This window comes from Bradyrhizobium sp. NAS80.1, from assembly GCF_001908205.1.
GTDB lineage: Bacteria > Pseudomonadota > Alphaproteobacteria > Rhizobiales > Xanthobacteraceae > Bradyrhizobium.
In genome coordinates, this window is the sequence record NZ_LGHL01000106.1 from 21998 (window position 1) to 48232 (window position 26235).

25 protein-coding genes and 1 pseudogene are annotated in these 26235 nt (G+C 63.5%); 16 read left to right on the top strand and 10 right to left on the bottom strand.

The window, feature by feature from the left end:
• Window positions 1–11: 11 nt before the first annotated feature.
• Together oxc and frc are read left to right on the top strand one after the other, a co-directional pair.
• Window positions 12–1745, top strand: a complete 1734-nt coding sequence (gene oxc / locus AC629_RS23170) for an oxalyl-CoA decarboxylase (RefSeq protein WP_084807278.1) — start codon at window positions 12–14, stop codon at window positions 1743–1745.
• A gap of 62 nt (window positions 1746–1807) precedes the next feature.
• A complete protein-coding gene (gene frc, locus AC629_RS23175) occupies window positions 1808–3085 on the top strand; it encodes a formyl-CoA transferase (protein ID WP_084807279.1) in 1278 nt (425 codons plus the stop codon).
• 370 nt (window positions 3086–3455) lie between these two features.
• Here the strand turns inward: frc and AC629_RS23180 are convergent, their stop codons facing one another.
• Window positions 3456–4586, bottom strand: a complete 1131-nt coding sequence (locus AC629_RS23180) for an alpha/beta hydrolase family protein (RefSeq protein ID WP_084807280.1) — start codon at window positions 4584–4586, stop codon at window positions 3456–3458.
• Window positions 4587–4617: 31 nt separating this feature from the next.
• On the bottom strand, window positions 4618–5553 hold the full coding sequence (locus AC629_RS23185; protein WP_349531221.1) for an alpha/beta hydrolase family protein: 936 nt from the start codon (window positions 5551–5553) through the stop codon (window positions 4618–4620).
• Between the two features lie 234 nt (window positions 5554–5787).
• Here AC629_RS23185 and AC629_RS23190 point away from each other — a divergent pair, with 234 nt between their 5' ends.
• The gene (locus AC629_RS23190; RefSeq protein ID WP_084807281.1) at window positions 5788–6231 is read left to right on the top strand and encodes an SRPBCC family protein; all 444 of its coding nucleotides are present in this window, start codon (window positions 5788–5790) and stop codon (window positions 6229–6231) included.
• 188 nt (window positions 6232–6419) lie between these two features.
• Here AC629_RS23190 and AC629_RS23195 read toward each other — a convergent pair whose 3' ends face one another.
• The 7 genes from AC629_RS23195 to AC629_RS47775 form a co-directional block, all read right to left on the bottom strand.
• Window positions 6420–7271, bottom strand: coding sequence for an ABC transporter permease (locus AC629_RS23195; RefSeq protein ID WP_084807282.1), 852 nt, complete (start codon window positions 7269–7271; stop codon window positions 6420–6422).
• Window positions 7272–7273: 2 nt separating this feature from the next.
• Window positions 7274–7684, bottom strand: coding sequence for an ABC transporter ATP-binding protein (locus tag AC629_RS50240; protein ID WP_349531224.1), 411 nt, complete (start codon window positions 7682–7684; stop codon window positions 7274–7276).
• 173 nt (window positions 7685–7857) lie between these two features.
• A complete protein-coding gene (locus tag AC629_RS50245) occupies window positions 7858–8109 on the bottom strand; it encodes an ATP-binding cassette domain-containing protein (RefSeq protein WP_349531229.1) in 252 nt (83 codons plus the stop codon).
• Window positions 8109–9152, bottom strand: a complete 1044-nt coding sequence (locus AC629_RS23205) for an ABC transporter substrate-binding protein (protein WP_084807317.1) — start codon at window positions 9150–9152, stop codon at window positions 8109–8111. The genes AC629_RS50245 and AC629_RS23205 overlap by 1 nt, the downstream gene beginning before the upstream one ends.
• A gap of 40 nt (window positions 9153–9192) precedes the next feature.
• Entirely contained in the window at window positions 9193–10407 is a 1215-nt protein-coding gene (locus AC629_RS23210) for a CaiB/BaiF CoA transferase family protein (protein WP_084807283.1), read from the bottom strand.
• The gene (locus AC629_RS47770; protein ID WP_210419097.1) at window positions 10404–10832 is read right to left on the bottom strand and encodes a hydroxymethylglutaryl-CoA lyase-like TIM-barrel protein; all 429 of its coding nucleotides are present in this window, start codon (window positions 10830–10832) and stop codon (window positions 10404–10406) included. The genes AC629_RS23210 and AC629_RS47770 overlap by 4 nt, the downstream gene beginning before the upstream one ends.
• The gene (locus AC629_RS47775; protein WP_210419098.1) at window positions 10771–11340 is read right to left on the bottom strand and encodes a hydroxymethylglutaryl-CoA lyase-like TIM-barrel protein; all 570 of its coding nucleotides are present in this window, start codon (window positions 11338–11340) and stop codon (window positions 10771–10773) included. The genes AC629_RS47770 and AC629_RS47775 overlap by 62 nt, the downstream gene beginning before the upstream one ends.
• 191 nt (window positions 11341–11531) lie before the next feature.
• Here AC629_RS47775 and AC629_RS23220 point away from each other — a divergent pair, with 191 nt between their 5' ends.
• Complete coding sequence (locus AC629_RS23220; protein WP_245331979.1) at window positions 11532–12338, top strand: GntR family transcriptional regulator; 807 nt, start codon at window positions 11532–11534, stop codon at window positions 12336–12338.
• Between the two features lie 35 nt (window positions 12339–12373).
• Here the strand turns inward: AC629_RS23220 and AC629_RS23225 are convergent, their stop codons facing one another.
• Entirely contained in the window at window positions 12374–13705 is a 1332-nt protein-coding gene (locus AC629_RS23225; protein ID WP_084807285.1) for an Hsp70 family protein, read from the bottom strand.
• Window positions 13706–14016: 311 nt separating this feature from the next.
• On the opposite strand from AC629_RS23225, the gene AC629_RS47045 reads away from it, so the two are divergent.
• The 12 genes and pseudogenes from AC629_RS47045 to AC629_RS23280 all read left to right on the top strand — a co-directional run bounded on the left by AC629_RS47045 (window position 14017) and on the right by AC629_RS23280 (window position 26209).
• A complete protein-coding gene (locus tag AC629_RS47045; protein WP_167336519.1) occupies window positions 14017–14154 on the top strand; it encodes a hypothetical protein in 138 nt (45 codons plus the stop codon).
• A gap of 270 nt (window positions 14155–14424) precedes the next feature.
• Complete coding sequence (oxlT, locus tag AC629_RS23230; protein WP_084807286.1) at window positions 14425–15711, top strand: oxalate/formate MFS antiporter; 1287 nt, start codon at window positions 14425–14427, stop codon at window positions 15709–15711.
• A gap of 261 nt (window positions 15712–15972) precedes the next feature.
• Window positions 15973–17295, top strand: coding sequence for an oxalate/formate MFS antiporter (gene oxlT, locus AC629_RS23235; protein WP_084807318.1), 1323 nt, complete (start codon window positions 15973–15975; stop codon window positions 17293–17295).
• A 175-nt stretch (window positions 17296–17470) separates the two neighbouring features.
• Window positions 17471–17896 (top strand): CBS domain-containing protein, encoded by a 426-nt coding sequence (locus AC629_RS23240; protein ID WP_084807287.1) that lies wholly within the window; start codon window positions 17471–17473, stop codon window positions 17894–17896.
• A gap of 100 nt (window positions 17897–17996) precedes the next feature.
• Window positions 17997–19016: a 2-dehydropantoate 2-reductase gene (locus AC629_RS23245; protein ID WP_084807288.1), complete on the top strand. Its 1020-nt coding sequence runs from the start codon at window positions 17997–17999 to the stop codon at window positions 19014–19016.
• Window positions 19013–19800, top strand: a pseudogene (locus tag AC629_RS23250) (fumarylacetoacetate hydrolase family protein). The gene AC629_RS23245 and the pseudogene AC629_RS23250 overlap by 4 nt, the downstream one beginning before the upstream one ends.
• Before the next feature lie 816 nt (window positions 19801–20616).
• Complete coding sequence (locus AC629_RS23255; RefSeq protein WP_245331980.1) at window positions 20617–21711, top strand: coiled-coil domain-containing protein; 1095 nt, start codon at window positions 20617–20619, stop codon at window positions 21709–21711.
• 153 nt (window positions 21712–21864) lie between these two features.
• On the top strand, window positions 21865–22581 hold the full coding sequence (locus AC629_RS23260) for a hypothetical protein (protein WP_084807289.1): 717 nt from the start codon (window positions 21865–21867) through the stop codon (window positions 22579–22581).
• A gap of 163 nt (window positions 22582–22744) precedes the next feature.
• Entirely contained in the window at window positions 22745–22942 is a 198-nt protein-coding gene (locus AC629_RS23265; protein WP_074116556.1) for a hypothetical protein, read from the top strand.
• A gap of 59 nt (window positions 22943–23001) precedes the next feature.
• Window positions 23002–23652 carry a hypothetical protein gene (locus AC629_RS23270; RefSeq protein WP_084807290.1) on the top strand — a complete coding sequence of 217 codons (651 nt, stop codon included), beginning with the start codon at window positions 23002–23004 and terminating at the stop codon, window positions 23650–23652.
• Between the two features lie 567 nt (window positions 23653–24219).
• Window positions 24220–25215, top strand: a complete 996-nt coding sequence (locus AC629_RS23275; protein WP_084807291.1) for an NAD(P)H-dependent flavin oxidoreductase — start codon at window positions 24220–24222, stop codon at window positions 25213–25215.
• A 25-nt stretch (window positions 25216–25240) separates the two neighbouring features.
• On the top strand, window positions 25241–26209 hold the full coding sequence (locus AC629_RS23280) for a zinc-binding dehydrogenase (protein WP_084807292.1): 969 nt from the start codon (window positions 25241–25243) through the stop codon (window positions 26207–26209).
• Window positions 26210–26235: the final 26 nt, after the last annotated feature.

Sequence of the window (26235 nt, forward strand, 5' to 3'; positions counted from 1 at the left end):
AGACAAGGCCCATGCTGAATACCGCGACCAAGTCCGAAGCACCGGGCACCGAGCAGGAATTGACGGATGGTTTTCATCTCGTCATCGACGCGCTCAAGCTGAACGGCATCAACACCATCTATAATGTGCCGGGCATCCCGATCACGGATTTGGGCCGCATGGCGCAGGCCGCCGGCATTCGTGTGATCTCCTTCCGCCATGAGCAGAACGCCGGTTATGCGGCGGGCATCGCCGGCTTCCTCACCAAGAAGCCCGGCGTCTGCCTCACCGTCTCCGCGCCCGGCTTCCTCAACGGTCTCACCGCGCTCGCGCACGCCACCACCAACTGCTACCCGATGATCCTGATCTCGGGATCCTCCGAGCGCGAGATCGTCGACCTCCAGCAGGGCGACTACGAGGAAATGGACCAACTCGCGATCGCAAAGCCGCTGTGCAAGGCGGCCTATCGCGTGCTGCATGCGCAGGACATCGGCATCGGTCTCGCCCGCGCCATCCGCGCCGCGGTGTCGGGCCGTCCCGGCGGCGTCTATCTCGACCTGCCGGCAAAACTGTTCGGCCAGGTGATGAACGCCGACGCCGGTCAGAAGTCGCTGGTCAAGGTGATTGATGCTGCGCCCGCGCAGATCCCCTCGCCCGCTTCGGTCAAGCGCGCGCTCGACGTGCTCAAGGCGGCCAAGCGTCCGCTCATCATTCTCGGTAAGGGTGCCGCCTACGCGCAGGCCGATGAAGAGATCAAGAACTTCGTCGAGAAGAGCGGCGTGCCGTTCCTGCCGATGAGCATGGCCAAGGGCCTTCTCCCCGACACGCATCCGCAATGCGCCGGCGCGGCCCGCTCGACGGTGCTGAAAGAATCCGACGTCGTGCTGCTGATCGGCGCGCGCCTGAACTGGCTGCTCTCGCACGGCAAGGGCAAGACCTGGGGCGAAGCGCCCAAGAAGTTCATTCAGGTCGACATCGAGCCGAAGGAAATGGACTCCAACGTCGAGATCGTCGCGCCTGTCGTCGGTGACATCGGCTCGGTCGTCTCCGCCTTCAACCAGGCAATGGCTTCGGGCTGGACGGCCCCGCCAGCCGAATGGACCAAGGCCGTTTCGACCAAGCGCGAAGAGAACGTCGCCAAGATGGCGCCGAAGCTCATGAACAACAAGTCGCCGATGGATTATCACGGCGCGCTCGGCGTGCTGAAGAACGTCATCAAGGACCATCCCGAGGCGATCCTCGTCAACGAGGGCGCCAACACGCTCGACCTCGCCCGCGGCGTCATCGACATGTACAGGCCGCGCAAGCGCCTCGACGTCGGTACCTGGGGCGTGATGGGCATCGGCATGGGCCAGGCGATCGCGGCCGCGCTCGAGACCGGCAACCCCGTGCTCGCGGTGGAAGGCGACTCGGCCTTCGGCTTCTCCGGCATGGAGGTCGAGACCATCTGCCGCTACAACCTTCCGATCTGCGTCGTCATCTTCAACAATGACGGCATCTATCGCGGCACCGACGTCAACAGCGCCAACGCCGATCCGGCAACGACTGTATTCGTCAAGGGCGCGCGCTACGACAAGATGATGGAAGCCTTCGGCGGCGTCGGCGTGAATGCGACCTCGCCCGACGAGCTCAAGCGCGCCGTCAACGAGGCGATGGCTTCACGCAAGCCGACGCTCATCAACGCGGTCATCGATCCGGCCGCAGGTTCGGAGAGCGGCCGCATCGGCAACCTCAATCCGCAGAGCGTTCTGCAGAAGAAGAAGTAAGCACTTCCCCTCAACCCATTCCTCTGCGGTTAGCGGGGGCAGACAGAGTACGGAGCAAGATGATGACCAAAGCGCTCTCGGGCGTTCGCATTCTCGATTTCACCCACGTCCAGTCCGGACCAACCTGCACGCAGCTGCTCGCATGGTTCGGCGCCGACGTGATCAAGGTGGAACGCCCGGGCGTGGGTGACATCACCCGCGGCCAGCTGCAGGACATCCCGAACGTGGACAGCCTGTATTTCACCATGCTCAACCACAACAAGCGCTCGATCACGCTCGACACCAAGAACCCCAAGGGCAAGGAAGTCCTGACCGAGCTGATCAAGAAGTGCGACGTGCTGGTCGAGAACTTCGGCCCCGGCGTGCTCGACCGCATGGGCTTCCCCTGGGAGAAGATCCAGGCGATCAACCCGAAGATGATCGTCGCCTCGATCAAGGGCTTTGGTCCCGGACCGTACGAGGATTGCAAGGTCTATGAGAACGTCGCGCAGTGCACCGGCGGAGCCGCTTCCACCACCGGCTTCCGCGACGGTCTTCCGCTCGTCACCGGCGCGCAGATCGGCGACAGCGGCACCGGCCTGCATCTCGCGCTCGGCATCGTCACCGCGCTCTATCACCGCACCCACTCGGGCAAGGGCCAGCGCGTCACCGCCGCGATGCAGGACGGCGTGCTCAACCTCGCCCGCGTCAAGCTGCGCGATCAGCAGCGCCTCGCCCATGGCCCGCTCAAGGAGTACAGCCAGTTCGGCGAAGGCATTCCGTTCGGCGATGCCGTGCCGCGCGCCGGCAACGATTCCGGCGGCGGCCAGCCCGGCCGCATCCTGAAGTGCAAGGGCTGGGAGACCGATCCCAACGCCTACATCTACTTCATCACCCAGGCCCCGGTCTGGGAGAAGATCTGCGACGTGATCGGCGAGCCGACCTGGAAGACCGACCCGAACTACGCCAAGCCGCCGGCCCGCCTGCCGCGCCTCAACGAGATCTTCGCCCGCATCGAACAGTGGACGATGACCAAGACCAAGTTCGAGGCAATGGAGATCCTCAACAAGGACGACATCCCCTGCGGCCCGATCCTGTCGATGAAGGAGATCGCCGAAGACCAGTCGCTGCGCGCGACCGGCACCGTGGTCGAGGTCGACCACCCCACCCGCGGCAAGTACATCTCGGTCGGCAACCCGATCAAGCTGTCGGACTCTCCGAGCGACGTGCAGCGCTCCCCGCTGCTCGGCGAGCACACCGACGAGATCCTGCGTACTGTTCTCGGTTTCAGCGACCATCAGGTCGCCGATATCCACAAGTCCGGCGCACTCGACCCGCCGCAGAAGCAGGCCGCGGAGTAAGCGACACAGCATTGAGTGAGACGAAAGGGCCGCCTGCCGAGGCGGCCCTTTTTGCATGAGAAAAGCCGTGCGGTCGCAGGCACTAACTAAAAAACTGAAAAACAACCCCATGCACAGTAGCTACCCCCTTGGCTGCAAAGCAATTTCGTATTTAACGAAATTGCTTTGACGCGTCGGGCAAAACAGGGATATTATGCCAATATTCGAGAAAGTGGATGTTTTGCCCGGCCGACGCGCCGACGAGACCCTGCGCAGTGTGCCGTGCACGGCTTCAGCAATCACTAGGTCGCCGAGTAAGCGACACCGCAACGATCAAGAGCGCCGTTTTGGCGGCCCTTTCTCTTTTTTGGAATGCAGCTGCGCGAGGACTCTAACCGGGCGCCAGCGCCTGCCCGACCGCGTAGAGCAAGCATTCCTTCCAGGCGGCCACGCATTGGCGCATCGCCTCGTTCTTCGCGTCATCGACCGTTCGCTGCGTGGAGGTCACCGACGAACAATGACCGTCGCGATTCCAAGCAAAGGCTTTGACATCGGTCCATGCCTTCACGTAGGCATCGAAATAGCCCGTGCACGCCACGTTGAGCGGCGTCGGCGCCGGAATGGCCGCGGGCGGGGGCAATTCGACAATCAGCGACGTCGGCAGGCGCAATTTGCTCATGAAACTCTCGACAGCCTGCCACCAAATGTCGGCGGGGCCCATCGGCACCATGGCATGCCCGTCGACACCGAAGGGCGGCAAAACCTGCAATTGCGCCGGTGCGCCGGAAGCGACGTAAGCATCGAACATGCGACGGCCTAACGCCGGCGGGGCGCTGTGATCGTTCTCCGAATAAACCCATAGCGCCGGAATTCGCGCCGTGCGGCCAAAGATGCCGGCATCCGCGACGAGATGATCCGGGCTGCAAGTGCGACCCGGGACTGAACCGTTCGCACCCTCGAAATTCAGAATGCCGACGACGCCGGCAGGATTGTTCGCCGCCGCGGCAGTCACAGCAAAGCCGCCGGTCGAATGCCCCATCAGGAGGACCTGATCAGGCTCGACCCAGGGCTCGCCACGGAGCGTGACGACAGCAGCGGTGACGTCTTCAGCCGCGATCCGCCCAACGGCAAGATAGTCCTGATCGTCGCATGGTCCGAAAAGCGCTTCGGCAAATCGTCCCTCTGACCGACCAAAACCCCGACGCATGATCGATGCGACGGCATAACCGTGCTGTGCAAATGCGACAGCGGGATTGAGAAGATCGACCGGCGATTGTCGCGCAGCCGCGGCGCGAAAGGCTTGCCCGGTGGCAGGATTCGTACCGTGAACCAGCAGGACCAATGAAAAGCGCCCCGGCCGATCCGGGCGAATGATCATGGCTTCGAGCTTGACCTTGCTTCCATCGCCTAGCGTGATCGGAATCAGCCGATCCTCCCGAACGAGACCGGGCAGCGCGGGATCGGCCAAGGCTGGAGAGAACACAAGCGCAAGCAGCGCGATCGTGCAGCCAAGTCGCCCCATCAGCGCTCTCCGAGTTGCTCGCGAAAGAACCTCACCACAGCCGCGTTGAACTCGCGGTGAAAGCCTGCCCTGTCGAACCCGCCGGCACATCGGTGCAGATGCGCGGAATGGCCGCCGCAAGTTCGGCCGAGCAAGGCGCGAGGAAAGCAAAGTGGCCGGCCGGCACGACATGAACCTCGGGCTTGCCCGGCAGGCCATCCGCGACGCGCGCGGTGCCCGAACCGTCGCCGACGCCCGGGCCGCCGAACTGCGAGCGCCAGAATTGGAATGGGATCTTGATTGCAGCCAGATTCTCCCTTGTCAGGGTGGTCGATGGGGGATCGACGATCACAGCGGCGCGGATGCGCGCGTCCTGCGGCGCATTGGGCGGCGCCTCTCCTCTGTGAAGCTGTGCGCAGCTCCCGGTGGTTTCCTTGCAGAGGCTGGCGAGCCTGCCGAAATCCGGCTTAATGCCCATCAGCAGCAAGCCAGTAAAATCTCCCAGCGAGAAGCCGAAGAAGCCGATTCCAGCAGGATCGATCACCGCCCTATCCTTCCAGTCGTTCAGCAGGAAATCGAGCAGATGGACCATGTCCGCAGGACGCGATTCCAAGACAGACAAGGTGTCTCGCCGCGAGGAGTCGCTATATGTGTCGCCCGGATGATTGATGGCTGCGACGACGAAGCCGGCATCGGCCAGCGCCTCCGCGGTGTCGTGATGCTGACCGAAAAATCCACCCCGGCCGTGCGAAAAGATGATGAGCGGGAGTTTCGCGCCCCTGACGGGGCAATCCTTTACGCCCCTCAGGTCGAAATCGGCGCCAACCGAAAGACTCCCGAGCGCCACATGCGTCGGCTCCGCGGCGCAGGGATACCAGATCGCGCCTGACAGCGCCGGATCGGACTCGAGAAGCTGGATACCGGCAGCCTCTGCGGGTGTGCCAAGACAGCAGAGTATGATGACGAAAGCCCAAAGCGTCCTGCGCAACGGAAGTCCCCCCCTGATTTCGCGCAGGAGTTGAATTGGGAACGATAGCGGAATTGTGGCTTCAGTTGACCAGGCGTGCTGCAACTGCAGCAAATGCGCTGCTGGCGCTCTCAATAAGGATCAGCAAGAAAATCCGAGGCGCCCTGTCGGATCGGCAACCCTTCGTTCGTCCTCGGGGCATGAATGGGCACCGGACACTGGTGTCGGGCCCATCAATTCATGAGGATGACGATTATGCCCAGCACTGTCCGCCTGCACCGCATTCTGGCCACCAGCCCGGAGAAAGTCTATCGCGCCTTCCTGGAAGCGGATGCGCTGGCGAAATGGCTTCCGCCCAACGGCTTTGCCTGCACCGTGCATCACCTGGAGCCCAAGGTCGGGGGCACGTTCAAAATGTCGTTCCGCAACTTCACAACGGGCCACAGCCACGCCTTCGGCGGCGAATACCTCGAGCTCGTCCCGGGCGAGCGGCTGCGTTACACCGACAAGTTCGATGACCCCAATCTGCCCGGCGTGCTCGAGGTCACCGTGACACTGAAGAAGGTCTCGGTCGGAACCGAACTAGACGTCACGCAGGCCGGCATCCCCGACGTCATCCCGCCGGAGGCCTGTTATCTCGGCTGGCAGGAGTCGCTGCGCAACCTGGCACGGCTCGTCGAGCCCGAGATCAATCAGTAACTGACCATGTCAAGAGCCATGCAGCGACATGCTCGACCTGGATGGTTCGAGACGCCCGCTTTGGCGGGCTCCTCACCATGAGGGTCTGATATCTCGCCGCAAAACGCGACCTCATCCTGAGGGCCCGCCGTAGGCGGGCGTCTCGAAGGATGGGCCGCGGACGAGCTTCCCGCCACTCGCGGCCAGGCCTACACCGATCCCTCAAACTGCGGCTGCCAGCGCAGCAGGTATGATTGCAGCGCCTGCACGAGCATGGCCAGCACGATACCAACGATCATCATGATGAAGATCGCGACCATCATCTCGCTGGCATTGGCACGCGCCTCCGCCTCGATGATGAGTTTTCCGAGACCACGCTCGGCGCCGATGAACTCGCCCACGATGACGCCGACGAGCGCAAACGACACCGCGGGAAGCAGCGATGCGAACACCCACGCCAGCGCAGACGGGATCACCACCGTTCGTAAAACGGCGAATTCGCTTGCCCCCATCAGACGGGCTGCCGCGATCTGATCGCGGTCGACCGCGCGCGTGCCCTCGAATGTGTTGAAGAAGACCACGAAGAATACCACGAGCCACGCGGTTGCGACCTTGGACAGGTCGCCGAGCCCAAAGATCAGGATGACGAGCGGCACCAGGGCAATGCGCGGAATCGAGTTCAGCGCCACGACGTAAGGGCCGAACACGCGTGCGAGAAAATCAGAGCGCCCGAGAACGATGCCAGCCGCGATACCCGTGGCGCTGCCAAACAGGAATCCCCACCACGTGTTCTTCAGCGTGACGAGAGTGGCTATCCAGAGATTATTGTCGTTGTTCTGGACACACGCGAGAAAGCCGCCGGGGTCACTGAAACAGCCGAGACGCAGGAAGCTGCCCCAGATCAGCGACGGCTTGGCGACGAAGTATGGGTCAAGGATCTTTGGGACATAGGCTTTGGGCAGGAGCATCTTGCTCCACTCGAAACCCCACTGCCAGATGACGAGCGTCAGGGCGAGGATCGCGAGCTGCCAGAACAGGATGACCGAGCGGCGGGAAGACATGATCAGTCTGCCTTGGTTCGGCGAAACTCTTCGCCAAGCGAATGCCAGATATGGGAATAGAGGCGACCGAACTCGGCGGTCTCGCGCAGGCCAACCGGGTCGCGCGGGCGCGGGAAAGCGACGTCGAAATCCTCCTTCAATCGTCCCGGCCGCGCGGACAACAGGATGATCCGGCTTGCAAGCGTCAGGGCCTCGCCGAGATCGTGCGTTACGAAAAGGACGGTCTGCCGCTCGCGTTCCCATATCTCCAGCAACGTCTTGTGCATCTCGAGCTTGGTGTGCGTGTCGAGGGCCCCGAACGGCTCGTCCATCAGCAGGATCTCCGGCTCCAGGATCAGCGTTCGCATGAGGGCAACCCGCTGGCGCATGCCGCCGGACAACATGCGCGGAAACGTCTGGGCGAAACCGTCCAAACCCGCCCGCTCGACCGCCTTTGCGACACGGTCGGCGCGCTCAGCCTTCGCGACCCCCCGCGATCTCGAGTCCGTACCCGATATTGCGCTCGACGGTCCGCCAGGGAAACAGCGTATCGCGCTGGAAGACATAACCAACCTTCCGGTTCACCCTACCCGGCTCGACCTGGGCGTCATCGATGAGAATACGTCCCCCCCGAACGAGGCAGCAGACCTGCAACCATGTTGAGAATTGTGCTCTTGCCGCAGCCGGAGGGGCCAAGGAGTGCGACGAACTCACCCTGGCGCACGTCAAAGGATACGTTGTCCACCGCGGTAAATTGCGCGTTGCCCGTGCTGAAGCTCTTCGTCAGGCCTTGCACGGTAATCCGGATCGCCGCACTGCCCGCTTGCGGAGCAACAGCAAGGCCGGGACCAACCGACATCACTTGTACTTCGCCTTGGCGGCGTCGAGGAAGCTCATGTCGACGACGTCCTCGTATTTGGTTTCGGGGATATCCGTGCCTTTGCGGTACCAGGGTTTTGCACCGCGCTCGAACGACGCCTTGTCGATGGTCCCGTCATACGCCCATGTCGACGTGTCGAATCCAAGCTCGGCGGTGACCGCCTCGGGATCCACGCCGGAGAAATACTTTGGCGCAACGAGTGCCTGCACCTCGGCGAGCGGCGACGTCTTGACCCATTTCATGGCCCGGTAGATGGCGTTGACGAAGGCCTGCACCATTGCCTTGTCCTGCGTGACCGTATCCGTGAGTGCATAGATCACCAGCACCGGCACCGTGCCGCCAAAATCCCTTTCGAACTCTCCGGGCTTCGAGGTGTCGTAAATGACCTTCCCAAAGCCCTTCTTCTCGATTTCGACGATCCAGCTCGGCGGTGCCATGATGGCATCGAACTGCTTGGTCTCCAGCGAAGGAAACATGGTGTTCGGGCCACCGCCAGCGACCCAGTTCACCTTGTCCCCGAGCCCGCGTGCCTCGAACACATAGGTGCCGTAGACCCAGGTGCCCGACCCGATTGCGGTTGCGGCAACGATCGGCTTGGCGTCGTTGGCCCGCTTGTAAGCTGCCAGTTTGTCGACGGATGTGATGCCGCTGTCGTAGAGATCCTTTCGAACGACGATGTTGGCGTAGGAGCACACCATTTCGGTCGCGAGCAGTATCTTGCAGGGCTTGCCGCGCGCGGAAAGCTGGAGTGGATGACTGGCGTCGCCATGGGCGAACATCGCCTGCTCCGCAGCGAGCGTCTGGCGCCCAAACGTGCCGGAATTGCCTGCGACCAGCTTGGGATCGAGTCCCTCGTCCCTGAAGTACCCCTTCAACTCGGCGATCATGCCGATCGCGTAGACTGGCGAGACAGGCCCGAACGCGAGCTTTGCAACTTTCTCTTCAGCGCTCAGCACCCGCGGAAAGGCCGTGGCGGCGAAGGCCGAGCCCGCAATGAGAGCTTCGCGGCGCGTGATCTTCATGCATTCCTCCTCGCAGGTATTGTTTTCATTGATGTTGCGGTCAGGCAGCTTCAGGCGTGGCCGTGACAATTCCCTTCGCTGCCAGCTCTGCGATCTCGTGTGGCGTACAGCCGATTTCCATCAGCACGTCGCGGGTATGCTCACCTATCTGTGGCGGATCGTAGCGGTTCGGCAGGCGCCGCCCATCCATCGAAACCGGCAGCAGCGGCGTTTTGGCGAGGCGTCCATCCGGCAGCTTGATGTCGATCAATCCACCGGATGCGTTGAGATGAGGATCGTCAAAGAGATCACCGGGTTTGTTGACCGGCGCATAGGGCAGATCGAGCTGATCGAGCTTCTCCGATAGATCGGACCTGTTCCACTGAGCGAATATCTTCGCAATCTCCGGGATCAGCCAATCCCGGTGATCGACCCGATCCTGTCCGGTGACGAAGCGCGGATCGCTCAACCAGGCCTCGCGATCGAACGCACGGCAAAATGCGCCCCATTGTTCCTCACCGACAACGGTGACAAACAGCTTCGAGCCGTCGCGCGTGTCAAAGAGGTCATAGACCGGCCATGGGCTCTGCTTGACGGAATACGGGGTCGACGGCTCGCCCGTCACGGTTTCGTACATCATGGCCTGCGCCATCAGGAACACGTTGTTTTCGTACAATGCGCTCTGGATATACCGGCCGCGACCAGTTCGTTGCCGCTCGGCAAGAGCGGCCTGGATCGCGATCGCCCCGAACATGCCGCCCATGATGTCGTTGACGGAGGCGCCCGCGCGCATCGGCCTATCAGGCAGGCCCGTCATGTAGGCCAGTCCGCCCATCATCTGGACCACCTCGTCCAGCGCAAGGCGGTTCTCGTAGGGCCCCGGTAGATATCCCTTGAGAGAGCAATAGATCAATCGCGGCGCAAAGCTCGCAACAGAATCGTAGTCGAGCCCGATGCGCTTCAGAAGGCCGGGCCGGAAATTCTCGATGAGCACATCGCAGCTTTCGATGAGCCGTCGCGCCAGTTGCTGGCCCCGCGACGTCGACGTGTCGAGGGCAATGCTTCGTTTGTTGCGGCAATAGGTATTGAAGAAGCCCGATGCCGGGCCTTTGAAAGAGCGAGTGCGATCCCCCTTTGTCGGTTCGACCTTGATCACGTCGGCGCCGAGATCGGCAAGGATCAGCCCGCAACTCGGGCCCATGACCATTTGGCTGAACTCGACGACGCGCACGCCTTCAAGCGGACGAAGTGGTGTTCCGTCAGGCGCGGTGCTCATGCGGCGCTCCGCAACGCCTTCGGGATTCCCGCCTCGTGCAGGTGTCCGGTCAGGTGCTTGGGCGCGATATGGCGCGCGAGGATTTCGCGGGTCTGCATCAAGCGGTCGAGATCGATCCCGGTGGAAAGCCCCATTCGCTCGAGCATGAAGAGGAGGTCCTCGGTCACGACATTGCCGCGTGCGCCCGGCGCAAAGGGACATCCGCCGAGGCCTGATACGGCAGCATCGAAGCGGCGAATTCCGACATCGAGGCCCGCGACGGCGTTGGCGAGACCCATGCCAAGCGTATCGTGGAGGTGCAGCCTGAGCGGCATCTGTGAGCCGATCTCGTCTCGCGCGACGCGAACGATGTCCTTGATCAGGCTAGGCGTTCCATAGCCGACGGTGTCGGCGAGGCCGATTTCGTCGGCCCCCCGCTTCGGCAAAGCCGCGCGCCAGCCGGCCGACCGCGGCCTCCTTGATTTGGCCCTCGATGGAGCAGCCGAACGCCGTCGCGATTGCCCCCATCAGGCGCGGACGCCCCGCGATTGGAAGCGCATCCAGCGCCCTGCGCACGGCGCGAAAGCCATCAAGCTGCTCCTCGCTGGTGCGACGCACATTGGCGAGGTTGTGGCTCTCGCTGGCCGAGATCACGAAATAGATGGCGCCGACACCCGCGGCGATCGCCCGCTCCGCGCCTTTGAAATTGGGCACCAGAGCACCGATTGTCGCGCTCTTGTGCTGGAGCGCATGCGCCATCACGGCGTCGACGTCGGCGAATTGCGGCACCACCTTCGGCGGTACGAAGGAGCCGGCATCGATCTCACTGATGCCGGCGGCGGCAATCGCGTCGATGAGCTCGCACTTCGCTTCTGTCGGAACGAAGGTGTCCAGATTTTGCAAACCGTCGCGCGCAGCGACCTCGCAGATAAGAACATCGGGCGCCCGGGCCATCCGGCATCCCTCCCATTATTGTATATTGTTGTACAAAAGAACAATTCGCGATACGGTCTGTCAAGCCAGAAAATTTCGAGCTTGCCGCCATGTCCGCTTCTCAATCCTCACGACAACGTCCAGCCAGCAATGGTTCGGATCGAGGAGAACATCTGGCGGGCCTCATCCTGGCTTTGGCCCGGCGAGACGGCATGAAGGCGGGCGACAGGCTCATCGAGCAGAAGCTCGCCGACGCGCTCGACGTCTCGCGCGCCCCTATCCGGCTGGGCCTGAAGGCGCTTGAGGCTGCTGGATTTGCGCGCGGAGAACCGAACCGCGGCTTCGTGTTGACCAGAAGCCCCGGCACCGGCGCTGCGCGATCCGCGATCGCGGCGGGGAACCGTGCGGAAAAATCCTACGCCGCCGTCGCGGCGGATCTGCTCGCAAGGCGGCTGCCCACCGACGTCACCGAAGCCGAACTGATGCGCCGCTACACGCTCAGCCGCACCGAACTGCAGCGTCTGCTCGATCGCATCGCGGTCGAAGGCTGGATCGCACGCCTGCCCGGCTATGGCTGGCGTTTCACCGAGACAGTCTTGAGCCCCGAAGCGCAAGCCCAGGTCGCAGCTTTCCGGGCCGTGATTGAACCGGCCGCGATCATGCAGCCGGGCTACCAACTAGGATCGGAGGTTATCGATCGTCTGCGCCAGCGCCAGGAATGGATTCTTGCCGGCGAGCTCGAGAAAATGACAGTCGGTGAAGTCTATCAATTCGGCTGCGAGTTTCATGAGGAGATCGCCCGCGGCGCCGGCAATCCATTTTTCGTGGAATCGCTTCGGCGCGTAAATTCAATCCGGCGATTGTTCGCTTATCGCAGCTTCGCCGATCGGAGCGGCATGCGCCGCCACATTGCGGAGCATTTGCGGCTGTTGGACGTTCTGGAGTCCGGCCGGTTCGCGGAGGCAGCCGCGCTGATGACACGTCATCTTCAACGTCCGCTCTCGATTGGCGCTGCATAGAGCGCCTGGAACTTGCGGCCAGTCGTGAACGATTGCTACGCGCCCACCTGCGACTCGAGCCCACCGCTTGCGGTCCAGCGGTCCGGGTCGGGACTATGTCCGATCAGCGCAAGGCCGTAGGCGATCGACTCGAACTGGTCCCCCGACATCAGCCGCTCGTTGCCGAACCGCTCGGCGAACAGCTTTCGGACAGCGGGCACGAACGAGGTCCCGCCAGTCAGAAACACCTTCTCCACCTCGCGGGCGGTGATGCCGGCCTCGCCCAGCACCTTGTCGACGGTGGCGCCTAACCGGGCGATATCGTCAGCAATCCAGGCTTCGAAGTTTTTCCGTGTGATGGTCGAGCCAATGTCGACGCCGCCGCCCCTGAAGCGGAAGTCCACCTGGTCCTGCGCCGACAGCGCGACCTTGGCGTCGGACACCGCGCGGTACAGTGAAAAGCCGAGGTCGAGATCGACGATGGTGATGAAATCCTCAAGCAGAGCCGGCTTCAGCGCGGTGCGCGAAAGCTCCCTGAGCTCGCGCAGATCGCCGTTGCTCTTCATCATCGCGAGTTGATGCCAGCGCGCGAGGTTGGTGTAGTGGCTGTTGGGGATCGGCAGCACCTTGTCGAATGAGCGGAAGCTTGAGCCCTTTCCCAGCCGCGGCGAGACGACGTGGTCGACGATGCGGTAATCGAACGTGTCGCCCGCAATCCCGATTCCGGCATGGCCGAGCGGCTCGGCGCGCAAACGGCCACCCGCGCGCGAGAAACGCATCACGGAGAAATCGCTGGTGCCGCCGCCGAAATCCGCAACCAAGACGGTGGCATCGCGCTCCAGCCGGCGCGCGAAGGAGAACGCGGCTCCCACGGGCTCGTAGACATAGCGCGCATGGCCGGCGCCCAGGCGCTCGAACGCGGCCCGGTAGCGCTGCATCGCCAGCGCCTCGTCGGGATTGCCGCCGGCGAAGCGCACGGGGCGGCCGACCGTGATGGTCGATGTCTCGAAGCCGAACCTGTCGCCACCATGGCGCGCCAGCGTCCGCAGGAACGCCGCCAAAATATCCTCGAACTTGTAGCGCTGCCGGAACACCTGGGTGGTGTTGAAGCTGCTGCTTGCAGCGAAGGTCTTGAACGACTGGAGGAAGCGGTAGATGTGGCGTCCTTCGAGAAACTGCTCGATCGCCCACGGGCCGCCTTCGGCCAGCGCCCCGGCGCCGGGCCGGTCCTCCCACAAGCACAGGGCCGACACGTAGACGCTGTGCCGTTGTCCGCCATGATCGAAGCGGATGGCCTCGACCCGGCGGTCGTCCGCCGCAAGCGCGACGACCGTATTGCTGGTCCCAAAATCGATGCCGATCGAGACGGCGGGCGAGGCGCTCGACATGAACCACTCTGACAGTTGATTGGAAAAGGGGGCAGACCACTACCGGCTTTGAACTGCCCTGCCAAGGCCGGTCCCTTAAGCCGCGGCCCAGTCCGCCCCGCGAAGAGGCCTCTTTGGGGGGCTGGCATCCGGTTTCGCCCCCTTTTTGCAGCCTTAGGCCCGAGATGGCTCCATTACCGCGACATCATGTTGCAATGCGATAGCTCGCATGCTGCCATGCAAACAATCAGGTCGACATTGGTATCTGGTATACATAGATTTCTCCCCGAAATGAGACAGCAATATTGACCGTCCCAAGAAAGGGAATTCCGATGTCCAAGACCGCTTCCGTCGCCCTCGCGCCCTCCTCCTCGCTGTTCGCCCGCCTGATGGCTGCGATCGACCGTCTCCTGATGGCGAGCGCCGAGATCTCGAATCACAACGGTGACCTGCCCCGCTTCGGCCTGTAAGCAGGCGCTTCAAGCAGGCGCTTCTCGCGCCGCCGACGCGCCGGTTTCAGAACCGTCCACATACTACTTTTGATGAATGGCCCCGCACGACGGGGCCATTTCTATTTGCATTGTCTCTATTTGCATTGTCCGGAGTGCACAGCCGCAACCGGAAAGGGCCCTGCGGCATTTGCGCACGGTGACCGGACCAGCGCTTGAACCTTGGCATATTGAATACAACAATGCCGGCGCAGCGCTCGAATAAAAATCAGAGGCGCCACGGGAGGCTCTATGACGGACATGGTGCAAGCAACGGCCCCTACAGCCGCGCGCGTCAGCGACTCGTATCGCTGGGCGCAATTGGCGATCGGTGTAGCGGCCATGGTGATGATTGCCAACTATCAATACGGCTGGACGTTCTTCGTCCCCGACATCCAGAAGAAATTCGGCTGGGATCGCGCCTCGATCCAGTGGGCCTTTACACTCTTTGTCTTGTTCGAGACCTGGCTCGTGCCGATCGAAGGATGGTTCGTCGACAAATACGGTCCGCGCATCGTCGTGCTGGTCGGCGGCCTGCTCTGCGCGATCGGCTGGGCCATCAACGCACAGGCGACGACGCTCAACGGCTACTATCTCGGCATGATCATCGCAGGCATCGGCGCCGGCGCCGTCTACGGCACCTGCGTCGGCAACGCGCTGAAATGGTTTCCCGACAAGCGCGGTCTTGCCGCGGGCATCACGGCCGCGGGCTTCGGTGCAGGCTCCGCCCTCACCGTCGCGCCGATCCAGGCCATGATCAAGGATAGTGGCTTCCAGACCACCTTCCTCTATTTCGGCCTCGGACAAGGCATCATCATCTGCATCCTCGCCTTCTTCCTGTTCGCACCGAAGCCCGGCCAGGTGCCGAGCGTGGTGGCGAATGCGGCGCTGGCCCAGAGCCGCCGCAACTACCAGCCGACCGAGGTGTTGCGCCAGCCGATCTTCTGGCTGATGTACTTCATGTTCGTGATCGTCGGCGCCGGCGGCCTGATGGTGACCGCGAACCTCAAGCCGATCGCGGTCGACTGGAAGGTCGATGCCATTCCGGTCACGCTGGTTGGCATGACCATGACGGCGGTGACGTTTGCGGCGACGATCGACCGCGTGCTCAATGGCCTGACGCGTCCGTTCTTCGGCTGGATCTCCGACATGATCGGCCGCGAGAACACGATGTTCATCGCCTTCGGCATGGAAGGCTTCGGCATCTGGATGCTCTATCTCTGGGGCCACGATCCGGTCTGGTTCGTGCTTCTGTCGGGCTTCGTGTTCTTCGCCTGGGGCGAGATCTACTCGCTGTTCCCCTCGACCTGTACCGACACGTTCGGCGCGAAATTCGCGACCACCAATGCGGGCCTGCTCTACACCGCCAAGGGTACCGCCGCGCTGCTCGTCCCGGTCGCGAACCTGATGCAGCAGAGCTCGGGCAATTGGGACAACGTGTTCATCATCGCAGCCGGCGCCAACATCCTGGCTTCGCTGCTTGCGATCGTGGTGCTCAAGCCCTGGCGCAGGACGGTGGTCGCCAACTCGACCGTCTGACACGCTTTAGCACAGCTGATCCTGGCACGACGCCCGGCCTCACGGCCGGGCGTTTTCGTTTCGTCCAAAACCTCTCCGCTTTCATGAAATCCGAAAGGGGTCGCGCATTTTGTCGAACTGGATCCAAGATAGGGCTTGCTTTCTGGGATATGGTATACCAATCTGCCCGCCGCGCTTGCGACGATAAGCCACAACATTTGCGACACTAAGTCATCTTGGCATCCGGTGTTGCCAACAGACAGGCGCCTTGGGAGGTTGTTGATGATTTCCAGCACGGAAGGCGCCGTCACAGCCGCGCCTCTTCGCACAGGTTTCCGTTGGCTCCAGCTCGTCATGGGCATCGTCTGCATGGCGATGATCGCCAACCTGCAATATGGCTGGACGCTGTTCGTCGACCCGATTGACGCCAAATATCATTGGGGCCGCGCGGCGATCCAGCTCGCTTTCACCATCTTCGTCGTCACCGAAACCTGGCTCGTGCCGATCGAGGCGTGGTTCGTCGATAAATACGGCCCGCGCATCGTCATCATGTTCGGCGGTGTGATGATCGCACTCTCCTGGGTGCTCAACTCCTACGCCGATAGCCTTCCCGTGCTCTATGCGGCAGCAGTTGTCGGCGGCATGGGCGCGGGCGCGGTGTACGGCACCTGCGTCGGCAATGCGCTGAAGTGGTTTCCTGATCGCCGCGGCCTCGCCGCCGGCGCGACTGCAGCCGGCTTCGGTGCGGGCGCCGCGCTCACCGTGGTGCCGATCGCGAGTATGATCGCATCGAGCGGCTATCAGCACGCGTTCCTGACCTTCGGCATCGGCCAGGGCGTGATCGTGTTCGTGCTCGCCTTCTTTATCCAGCCGCCGCGGATCTCGATCCCGCCGAAGAAGAAGCGGCTCAACCTGCCGCAGACCAAGATCGACTTCACTCCGCCGCAGGTCCTGCGCAGCCCTATTTTCTGGGTGATGTATCTCGTCTTTGTCATGGTCGCTTCCGGCGGCCTGATGACCGCGGCGCAGATCGCCCCGATCGCGCACGACTTCAAGATCGCGAACACCCCGGTCACCCTCGCCGGCTTCCAGATGGCGGCGCTGACCTTTGCGATCTCGCTCGACCGCATCTTCGACGGCTTCGGACGTCCGTTCTTCGGCTTTGTCTCCGACACGATAGGCCGCGAGCACACCATGTTCATCGCGTTCGGCACCGCCGCGTTGATGCTGCTCACGCTGTCGGCATATGGCCACGTGCCAATCGTGTTCGTGCTCGCGACCGCGGTTTACTTCGGCGTGTTCGGCGAAATCTACTCGCTGTTCCCCGCGACCTGCGGCGACACCTTCGGCTCGAAGTTCGCGACCACTAACAACGGCATGCTCTACACCGCGAAGGGCACCGCATCCCTGCTCGTTCCGCTCGCCAGCGTGATCTCGACCGCCTATGGCTGGAAGGCCGTGTTCGTGGTGGCGGTGGCATTGAACGCGACCGCCGCGCTGATGGCGCTGTTCGTGATCAAGCCGCTGCGCCGCTCCTTCATCGACGGCAAGGAAGCGGAGAGCGCCGACACCGCGACAGCGACCGCCAAGACCGAGACGGCGTAGCGCCTATAGGCCTTTGCAGCGATCGAAAGGGGCGCAGCGATGCGCCCCTTTCGTTTTTATCCGACGGCAAACGTCAGCATTCCTGCCGCAAAATTTTTCGGACCAGCCAAATCCAGCGCTTGACGATTGGCATTATGTATACCACACTTCCTCCATCGTTCACACGGAGGTTGCAATGCTGGTCGGAGACATTCTGCGCAAGAAGACGCCGCGCGTTGTCACGGTGCGAATGAACGAAACGGTGGGTATCGCCGCCAAGCTGATGCGCGCCAACAACATCAGTGCGCTGGTGGTCAAGGACGTGGTCCGCTCGGAAGGAAACACTGCGGTCGGCATGTTCACCGAGCGCGACGTGGTGCGCGCCGTCGCCGAGCACGGCACGGGCGCGGTCAACATCAAGGTCTCGCAGCTCGTCTCGGTGCAGCAGCTCGTCTCCTGCACCTCCCGCGACACGATCGAGCACGTTCGCCATTTGATGAACCGGCACCACATCCGGCACCTGCCTGTCATCGACGAGTACAGCCTCGTCTCCGTCATCAGCATGCGCGACATCGCCGCTGCCGTTGACGAGATGACCAACAGCACGCCGCAAGCCGCTTAACGCGGCAACATTCATCCCCTGCGACGACCGGCCCCGGCTCGGACATCTCCGAGCCGGACCGGATCTTTCGTCCCAAATTCCGGTTTCCCGCGAGGATTTCATGAAGATCTGCATCTACGGCGCCGGCGCGATCGGCGGATATCTCGGGGTTCAGCTCGCGCGCGCCGGCGCCGACGTCAGCCTGGTCGCACGCGGCGCCCACCTCGCCGCGATGCGCGAGCGCGGCCTGACTCTGCTCGCGGGCGATGAGAGGCACACCGTCTATCCGTGTTGTACCGACGATCCCGCCGAACTCGGCGTGCAGGATTTCATCATCATCACGCTGAAGGCGCATTCGATCACGGGCGTGATCGAGAAGATGCAGCCCCTGCTCGGGCCCCACACCCGCATCGTCACCGCCGTCAACGGCATCCCCTATTGGTACTTCTACAGGCACGGCGGCGATTACGAGAACTCGACGCTGGAGAGCATCGACCCCGGCGGACGGCAATGGCGCGAGATCGGCGCCGAGCGCGCGATCGGCTGCATCGTCTATCCCGCCACCGAGATCGAGGCACCCGGCGTGATCCGCCACGTCTACGGCAACAATTTTCCGCTCGGCGAGCCCTCCGGCGAGATTACGTCGGATGTGCAGCGCCTCGCCGATCTCTTCGTCGCGGCCGGCCTGAAGGCTCCGGTGCTCGATCGCATCCGCGACGAGATCTGGCTCAAGCTCTGGGGCAACGTCTGCTTCAACCCGATCAGCGCGCTGACCCATGCAACCCTCGACGTGATCTGCACCGATCCGGCGACGCGCTCGCTATCGCGCGCGATCATGGTGGAGACGCAAGCCATCGCCGAGACCTTCGGCGTCAAATTTCGCGTCGATGTCGAGCGCCGCATCGAGGGTGCCCGCAAGGTCGGCGCGCACAAGACATCGATGCTCCAGGATCTCGAGCGCGGCCGCCCGATGGAGATCGACCCGCTCGTCACGGTCGTGCAGGAAATGGGCCGCCTCATCGGGATCGCGACGCCCGCGCTCGACTCGGTGCTGGCGATGGTGACCCAGCGTGCCCGTATCGCCGGTCTGTATGACGGCGTCTCGACGCCGGCCGATCCGCGCGCGCTGGCGGTGGCATGATGACCGGCGAAGTCACCAAATGGCTCCGCTACCGCCATGGCGGTGCGACCGGTTTCGGCACGCTAACGCAGTCGGGCATCAGCGTGCACGAGGGCGAGATGTTCGGCCGCCATGCAGCGACCGGCAAGACGCTGGCGCTGTCGGAGGTCGAGCTGCTCGCGCCCTGTGCGCCCAGCAAGATCGTCGCGCTCTGGAATAATTTCCACGCGCTCGCGGCCAATCTGAATCAGCCCGAGCCGCCGGAGCCGCTCTATCTTCTGAAGGCCACCACGACCATCGCAGCGCCCGGCGCGGTGATCCGCCGCCCCTCTTACTACGACGGCAAGACGACCTATGAGGGCGAGCTCGGCATCGTCATCGGCAGGACTTGCGCGCGCGTCTCGCCGGCCGAGGCCGACAGCTTCATCTTCGGCTACACCTGCGTCAACGACATCACCGCCAACGACATCCTGACCCGCGACCCCACCTTTCCGCAATGGGCGCGCGCCAAGGGCATCGACGATTACGGCCCGTTCGGCCCGGTGATCGCAACCGGCCTTGATCCCGCAAGACTCGCGGTGCGAACCATCCTCAACGGCGCCGAGCGACAAAACTATCCAATATCTGACATGATCTTCAGCGCGCAGGAGCTGGTCAGCCGGATTTCCCACGACATGACCCTGCTCCCCGGCGACCTCATTGCGGTGGGCACTTCGGTCGGTGTCGGCGTGATGAAGAGCCGGTGAATACCGTCACGGTCGCCATCGATGGCATCGGCGAGCTGACCAACGAGTTTCGGCTGTAACCTCTCTCCGTCATTCCGGGGCGGCGCAAAGCGCCGAGCCCGGAATCCATTCATCCACAGTCTCTGCCGCCTGATGGATTCTCAGGCCGTAGCCCGGATCAGCGAAGCGATATCCGGGAAAGCGATTCGTGTGGCATCCCGCATGTCGCTGCGCTCATGCGGGCTACGAATTCTCCTCTCTCCGTCATTCCGGGGCGCGACGAAGTCGCGAACTACGATGCGCAATTGCGCATCTGAGAATCCATCGAGCGGCAGTGACGCGGATAAATGGATTCCGGGCTCGGCGCTTTCGCGCCGCCCCGGAATGACGGCTGAGGGTCTTGGCGCCGCCCCCCCAATTTCGGGAAAACCGGGCTTCGGCGAGGCCCTCCACCGACCGGCTGAAGCAACCGGCTGTGGATCGCGCCACCGGAGATACCCAGCAACCCGCCCGCCCCATTGATCTCGGTTCCACTCTCCAATAGCAACTCAGGGGTACCGTGGGCCGGCGCGAGAACCTCACGATGTGGCTGTTTTTCCTGGTTGCCTGGTTTGTCCTGCTAGCCGCCATCGCGATCTTCGCCCAGCAGGCGTTAGGTTATGACGTCAGCCACCTGCCCGCCCTGTTCGCGGGCCTGCCCATGCTGCAGCGCATTGGAGGCGGCGCGATCCTGGCGGTGACGCTGGCGCTGGTCGGCGCAACCGCCTGGCGGCTCTCGCGCCAGGACCGGCGCCTTGACGCGCTACGCGACCGGCTCAAGAAGACCCGGGAAGACGTCGTCGCAGCCCACGCCCTGCAAAACCACCTCGATGCTACGGTCCAGCACCTGATCGAGAGTGACCCGGGGGGGAGCTGTTTCCGCGCTCCACGACAAGCTGGGCGAGACCGAGCAGCGCGCTTTGCTCCAGCAGGGCCGCAACGAAGCCACCGACATGCACGACCAACTCGCCGATATCCGTCGCCGCCAGCAGGGGCTGCGCGAGATGGTCGGCAAGGTCGCCGAGCAGCGCCGGGCGGTCGAGCCTGTCTTCACCGAGATCCGCGACCGCCAGAACCAGCTGGAACGGTCCCTGCACGACCTCGAGACCGACGACCGCAAGAACAACCTCGCCGACAAGCTCAAGAACATCGCGCACGACGTCTCGACGCTGCTGACGCGGGTGAACGCGGTCCAGGACACGTTCGCGACCCTGAACCAGTACAAGGACGATCTGGCAAAATCCTACGCCGAGCTGGCGCCGCTGCGCTCGTCGGACGCCGGCATCAACGCCCTGATCGGCGAGCTCAGCCTCAGCCATGACCGCCTCGCCAAGACCATCGACGAGCTCGAGACCGGCGGCGAAGCGCCGCTCGGCACCCGCGTCGAGACGCTGTCGAAGAACAAGATCGAAATCGAGCAGCGCCTTGCCCGCATCGACGACAGCTTCAACATCCTCAAGGCGATCCGGCTCGATTTCGAGGAGCTCGGCCAACGCCAGGTCCAGCTCGAACGCTCGATTGCGGAGGTCGAGACCGATTCCGGCGGCAAGAGCCTCGTCGATCGCCAAAACGCGCTGAACGACTTCGTCATCCAGTCACGCCAGCGCCTCGGCGCGCTGCAGGAGACGCTGGCGACGCTGAACGCCTTCAAGGCGGAGCTGTCGAAGTCGCAGGCCGACCTCGTCCCGCTGAAAGCCCCGGTGTTCGGCATCGAGGCGCTGATCGCCGACGTCAGCGGCACCCGCGACCTCCTCGCCAGGACGGTCGGCGAGATCGAGGCGAACGGCGACGTCACCCTCGCCTCACGTGTCGACGCACTGACGAACAGCAAGCGCGAGGTCGAGGACCGGCTCGCCCGCATCTTCGACAATTTCAATGCGCTCGATGCGCTCCGCAAGGACATCGGCGGCATCTTCTCGACGATCCGGAACAGCCTGAACCGGATCGGGTGAGAGCTATTGGGGTCGTAGCCCGGATGAGCGAAGCGACATCCGGGGAAGCATGATCCGCAAATACCCCCGCATGTCGCTTCGCTCATGCGGGCTACAGCTGAAACACGCATCGGTCTCGAACCGCGATCCATATCCGTGCGACCAATCCCGCACATGCGCCTTATCCTCGGTTTCCTGTCTGCGCTGCTCGGCATGCTCGCGGGCTGGTCGGCGCTCGCCGCATTGGTGATGGTGCTGGCGGGGCCAGACCGCGACGGCGGCATCGCCATGGGCGCGGTCTTCAACATCAGCCCGTTCGGCGGCGTCGCCGGCCTGATCGCGGGGATCTGGCTGTTCATGCGCTTCGGCCTGGTCCGAGGGGCAGCGCTGCCATCCGCCGCGGAAAGTGCCGATGCTCCGCCTCGCCACGCGGCACGGCTCTCCTATCCCTTTGCTGTCACCGTCCTCTGCGTCGCGGCAAGCCTCTCCTGGTGGGCCTGGCACGAACTCATCCGTTCACCCAATCTCAGCCACGGCTTCATGACGCTCGAGCTCCAATTCCGCCTTCCCGCCGGCACCACCCTGCCGGACAAGGAAGAGGACGTGCGGATCGAAGTGGAGGAAGCGCAGGGATATGCGACCGCCCTGTTGCCCGCGAATTGGCGCGCCCATGACGGCGACCGTCCGGCGATCATTGCCTCCGCCTCGTTGATGTACAAAACGCGTCACCGCGCGGTCAGCCTGACGCTCCCAGGCATTCCAACGCAAAGCTGGCCGGTCGATCTTCCCTCCGATCCGGATCCGACGCCCGGCTATTCGCCCTGGCGCGTTGCGAGCGAACCATCGCCCACGAAGATCGAGATGCATTTTCGGCTCAGTGCCGATCGCTGACGAGCGTGCGGCGCAGCGACGAAACGTTTTGACACATCGAATCTCAGCGATATGCCGCCAACTTGTCCCGCGCTCGCCGCACTGTGGACGCATTCCGACGCCCATCTGTGAGGCGTGTCTGGGGGGCACGGCATCGCTGTGCTCGGACCAAACCTTCAGGGGTATGACTGTGAAGAAGATTGCAATTGTCTTTGGTGCTACGCTTGCGCTGGTAACGGCTGCGAACGCCGCGGACTTGCCGCACCGGCAGCCCGTCTACGTCCAGCAACAGGCTCCGATCGGCAAGATGCCGATCGGCAAGAGCCCGGTTGGAAAGGCCCCGATCGGCAAGGCGCCCGGCCCGGTCGTCTCACGCTACTGACGCGCAGCACCGCAATCGCTGCATTAGCGTGAACGGCCGACAAGCCGAGGGGGCATAACGTGACGAACAAATCGGATCGATCGGGATCCTGCGCACTTGCAGGATTCGCCCTTGCGGCCGCAATCGCATGCACGATGCCGCCGGCCTCGGCCCACGAAGCGAACAAGCGCATGGCTGACGCCAATGCGCTTGTCTCGACCGACACCGCATCCCGACCGGCGCCACAATCGACCCGGCGCCCCGTCGCTCGCGCGGAGAAAGGTCCCTACTATGTCGACTTCCGCGCCCGGACGGCCGCGAGTTGGGGCCATGCCTTCGTCTGGTACGGCAAGACCAGCGAGCGCGCCGTCGAGGTCGCAGGCCTGACGCCCGCCGGCGACACCTGGGCCTACGTGCTCGGCCACCTGACCTGGGTGCCATCTGAGACCGGCGCGAGCTACGGCGATCTCGATCCGGAATACCTGACCGCCAGCTATCGCGTCTATCTGAACGAGGCCGACGCCAAACGCGTGTTCGCCTATATCAAGAAATTGCAGGCGAGCTCGCCGGTCTGGAACGCCGAGACCACCAACTGCACCGGCTTCATCGGCGACATCGCCGAGTTCATGGGATTGCAGGTCCCCTACCGCTGGCAGCGTCCGGAAAACTTCGTCAACAGGCTGAAGGAAATGAACGGCGGCCGCCAGATGGTGCGGCTGTCGGCGGAGTAGCCCGCCAGGCTGAGTCACACCACGCCGTCATTGCGAGCCAACGGGTCCGCGCGAAGCGCAGCCCCGTTGGCTCGCAATGACGATGTTGAAGCAACGGCGCACAATACGTCGGCAAAGTTCGGGGCGGCACCTTGCCCGTCGGGCAAAACACCCCGCACAAATTCCCTACCTCGCGATGCGACGGAGCAAAGCTCGGGCGGAACAAGCCGCGAGACGGCGAAGGCGTGCCTGCGATTTGAAAGTTGGGTCGAGATGGATCAACAGATGGTCGTCCGTGCCCCGGACGCAGCGCAGCGTCCCTTCGACGGTGCGCTGCAGAGCCGGGGCCCATCTTTCAGAGCGTTCGTGGAGCATGGGTCCCGTTGCAGCGCGTCCGGGACACGAGAGTGAGTGGCGCCGTCCCATACTCATCGCGCACCCCAATTATCCGCCCGACGGAATCCCCTCGTCCCCCGCATGACGCCCTGCCCGCACCGCACGCCGGCGCAATAGACTTTTGCCGACCCGGGCGGCATCCTCCCGCCATCAACCGACAACAGAGCGCCACGCAGGCGGGGGAAACCAAATATGTTGCAGACACGATTCACGAAACTCGTCGGCGTCCAGCACCCGATCGTTCAGGGCGGCATGCAGTGGGTTGGCCGCGCCGAGCTCGTTGCCGCCGTTGCCAATGCGGGCGCGCTCGGCTTCATCACGGCGTTGACCCAGCCGACGCCGGAGGACCTGACCAAGGAGATCGCGCGCTGCCGCGACCTCACCGACAAGCCATTCGGCGTCAACCTCACCATCCTGCCAGCGATCAAGCCGCCGCCTTATGCCGAATATCGCGCCGCTATCATCGAGAGCGGCATCACGGTGGTCGAGACCGCCGGCAACAAGCCACAGGAACATGTCGACGAGTTCAAAAAGCACGGCGTCAAGGTCGTGCACAAATGCACCAGCGTCCGCCACGCGCTCTCGGCCGAGCGCATGGGTGTCGACGCCATCTCGATCGACGGGTTTGAATGCGCCGGCCACCCCGGAGAGGACGACACGCCCGGCCTGATCCTGATCCCGGCCGCCGCCAACAAGATCAAGATCCCGATGATCGCCTCCGGCGGCTTTGCCGACGCGCGTGGCCTCGTGGCGGCGCTGGCGCTCGGGGCCGACGGCATCAACATGGGCACCCGCTTCATGGCGACCAAGGAAAGCCCTATCCACCAGCTCATCAAGGAGAAGATCGTCGCCAATGACGAGCGCGAGACCGAGCTGATCTTCCGCACCATGCGCAACACCTCGCGCGTCGCCAAGAACGAGATCTCGACCAAGGTCGTCGCCATGGAGAAGGAAGGCGCCAAGTTCGAGGACATCCGCGAGCTCGTCGCGGGCGCCCGCGGCAAGATGGTCTACGCGACCGGCAATTCCGACGAAGGCATCTGGTCGGCCGGCCAGGTGCAGGGCCTGATCCAGGACATCCCGAGCTGCGCCGAACTCGTCTCCCGCATCGTGGGCGAAGCCGAAGCGATCATCAGGAGCCGGCTCGAACGCATGATCGTTCATCCGAACGCGCAAGCTGCGGAATAATCACTTCAAGGAGCGAGAGTAATTCATGAAGGCTTATGTCTATGGCCCTGACGGAGCTCGGATTTCCGACGTAGCTCAACCAAAGCCTAAAGGCACGCAGGTGCTGGTCCGCGTCCACGCCTGCGGGCTGAATCGCGCTGACACCGGCATGCGCAAGGGCCACGCCCATGGCGCGGCCGGGGGCGTCGGCACCGTGCTTGGCATGGAATGGGCCGGCGAGGTCGCCGAGCTTGGACCGGATGCCAGGGGCGTGAAGGTCGGCGACCGCATCATGGGCTCGGGCGGCGCGGCCTTCGCCGAATACACGCTCGCCGACCACGGCCGGCTTTTCCGCGCGCCCTCGAACATGAATTTCGAGGAAGCCGCCACCCTGCCCGTCGCGCTCGCGACCATGCACAACGCCGTCGTCACGGTCGGCGGCCTGCAGCCCGGGCAAGCCGTGCTGATCCAGGGCGCGAGCTCCGGCGTCGGCCTGATGGCGATGCAGATCGCCAAGCTCAAGGGCGCGAAGCTCGTGATCGGTTCATCGACCGATTCCTATCGCCGCGGCCGGCTGAAGGAGTACGGCGCGGACCTCGCGGTCGACTCCTCCGATCCCAAATGGGTCGACGAGGTGCTGAAGGCGACCGGCGGCGAAGGCGTCGATCTCATCGTCGACCAGGTCTCGGGCAAGGTCGCCAACCAGAACCTCGCCGCGACGAAGATCAAGGGCCGCATCGTTAATGTCGGCCGGCTCGGCGGCACGCATGCCGACTTCAACTTCGACCTCCATGCAGCCCGCCGCATCAGCTACATCGGCGTCACCTTCCGCACCCGCACCATCGAGGAGGTCCGCGAGATCTTCGACGAAGTCCGCAAGGACCTCTGGGGCGCGGTGGAATCGCGCAAGCTGCAGCTGCCGATCGACAGGGTGTACACGTTCGACGAGATCGACCAGGCCTTCGAGCACATGGAGGCAAACAAGCATCTCGGGAAGATCGTCGTGACGGTTTGAGGGGTGGCAGCGGGGCGAGAGCGACA

Excerpts from the sequence above, each read along its gene's own strand:
- oxc (WP_084807278.1), top strand. The coding sequence starts at position 12 with ATGCTGAATACCGCGACCAAGTCCGAAGCACCGGGCACCGAGCAGGAA.
- frc (WP_084807279.1), top strand. The coding sequence starts at position 1,808 with ATGACCAAAGCGCTCTCGGGCGTTCGCATTCTCGATTTCACCCACGTC.
- AC629_RS23180 (WP_084807280.1), bottom strand. The coding sequence starts at position 4,586 with ATGGGGCGACTTGGCTGCACGATCGCGCTGCTTGCGCTTGTGTTCTCT.
- AC629_RS23190 (WP_084807281.1), top strand. The coding sequence starts at position 5,788 with ATGCCCAGCACTGTCCGCCTGCACCGCATTCTGGCCACCAGCCCGGAG.
- AC629_RS23195 (WP_084807282.1), bottom strand. The coding sequence starts at position 7,271 with ATGTCTTCCCGCCGCTCGGTCATCCTGTTCTGGCAGCTCGCGATCCTC.
- AC629_RS50245 (WP_349531229.1), bottom strand. The coding sequence starts at position 8,109 with ATGTCGGTTGGTCCCGGCCTTGCTGTTGCTCCGCAAGCGGGCAGTGCG.
- AC629_RS23205 (WP_084807317.1), bottom strand. The coding sequence starts at position 9,152 with ATGAAGATCACGCGCCGCGAAGCTCTCATTGCGGGCTCGGCCTTCGCC.
- AC629_RS23210 (WP_084807283.1), bottom strand. The coding sequence starts at position 10,407 with ATGAGCACCGCGCCTGACGGAACACCACTTCGTCCGCTTGAAGGCGTG.
- AC629_RS47775 (WP_210419098.1), bottom strand. The coding sequence starts at position 11,340 with ATGGCCCGGGCGCCCGATGTTCTTATCTGCGAGGTCGCTGCGCGCGAC.
- AC629_RS23220 (WP_245331979.1), top strand. The coding sequence starts at position 11,532 with ATGAAGGCGGGCGACAGGCTCATCGAGCAGAAGCTCGCCGACGCGCTC.
- AC629_RS23225 (WP_084807285.1), bottom strand. The coding sequence starts at position 13,705 with ATGTCGAGCGCCTCGCCCGCCGTCTCGATCGGCATCGATTTTGGGACC.
- AC629_RS47045 (WP_167336519.1), top strand. The coding sequence starts at position 14,017 with ATGTCCAAGACCGCTTCCGTCGCCCTCGCGCCCTCCTCCTCGCTGTTC.
- oxlT (WP_084807286.1), top strand. The coding sequence starts at position 14,425 with ATGACGGACATGGTGCAAGCAACGGCCCCTACAGCCGCGCGCGTCAGC.
- oxlT (WP_084807318.1), top strand. The coding sequence starts at position 15,973 with ATGATTTCCAGCACGGAAGGCGCCGTCACAGCCGCGCCTCTTCGCACA.
- AC629_RS23240 (WP_084807287.1), top strand. The coding sequence starts at position 17,471 with ATGCTGGTCGGAGACATTCTGCGCAAGAAGACGCCGCGCGTTGTCACG.
- AC629_RS23245 (WP_084807288.1), top strand. The coding sequence starts at position 17,997 with ATGAAGATCTGCATCTACGGCGCCGGCGCGATCGGCGGATATCTCGGG.
- AC629_RS23260 (WP_084807289.1), top strand. The coding sequence starts at position 21,865 with ATGCGCCTTATCCTCGGTTTCCTGTCTGCGCTGCTCGGCATGCTCGCG.
- AC629_RS23265 (WP_074116556.1), top strand. The coding sequence starts at position 22,745 with ATGACTGTGAAGAAGATTGCAATTGTCTTTGGTGCTACGCTTGCGCTG.
- AC629_RS23275 (WP_084807291.1), top strand. The coding sequence starts at position 24,220 with ATGTTGCAGACACGATTCACGAAACTCGTCGGCGTCCAGCACCCGATC.
- AC629_RS23280 (WP_084807292.1), top strand. The coding sequence starts at position 25,241 with ATGAAGGCTTATGTCTATGGCCCTGACGGAGCTCGGATTTCCGACGTA.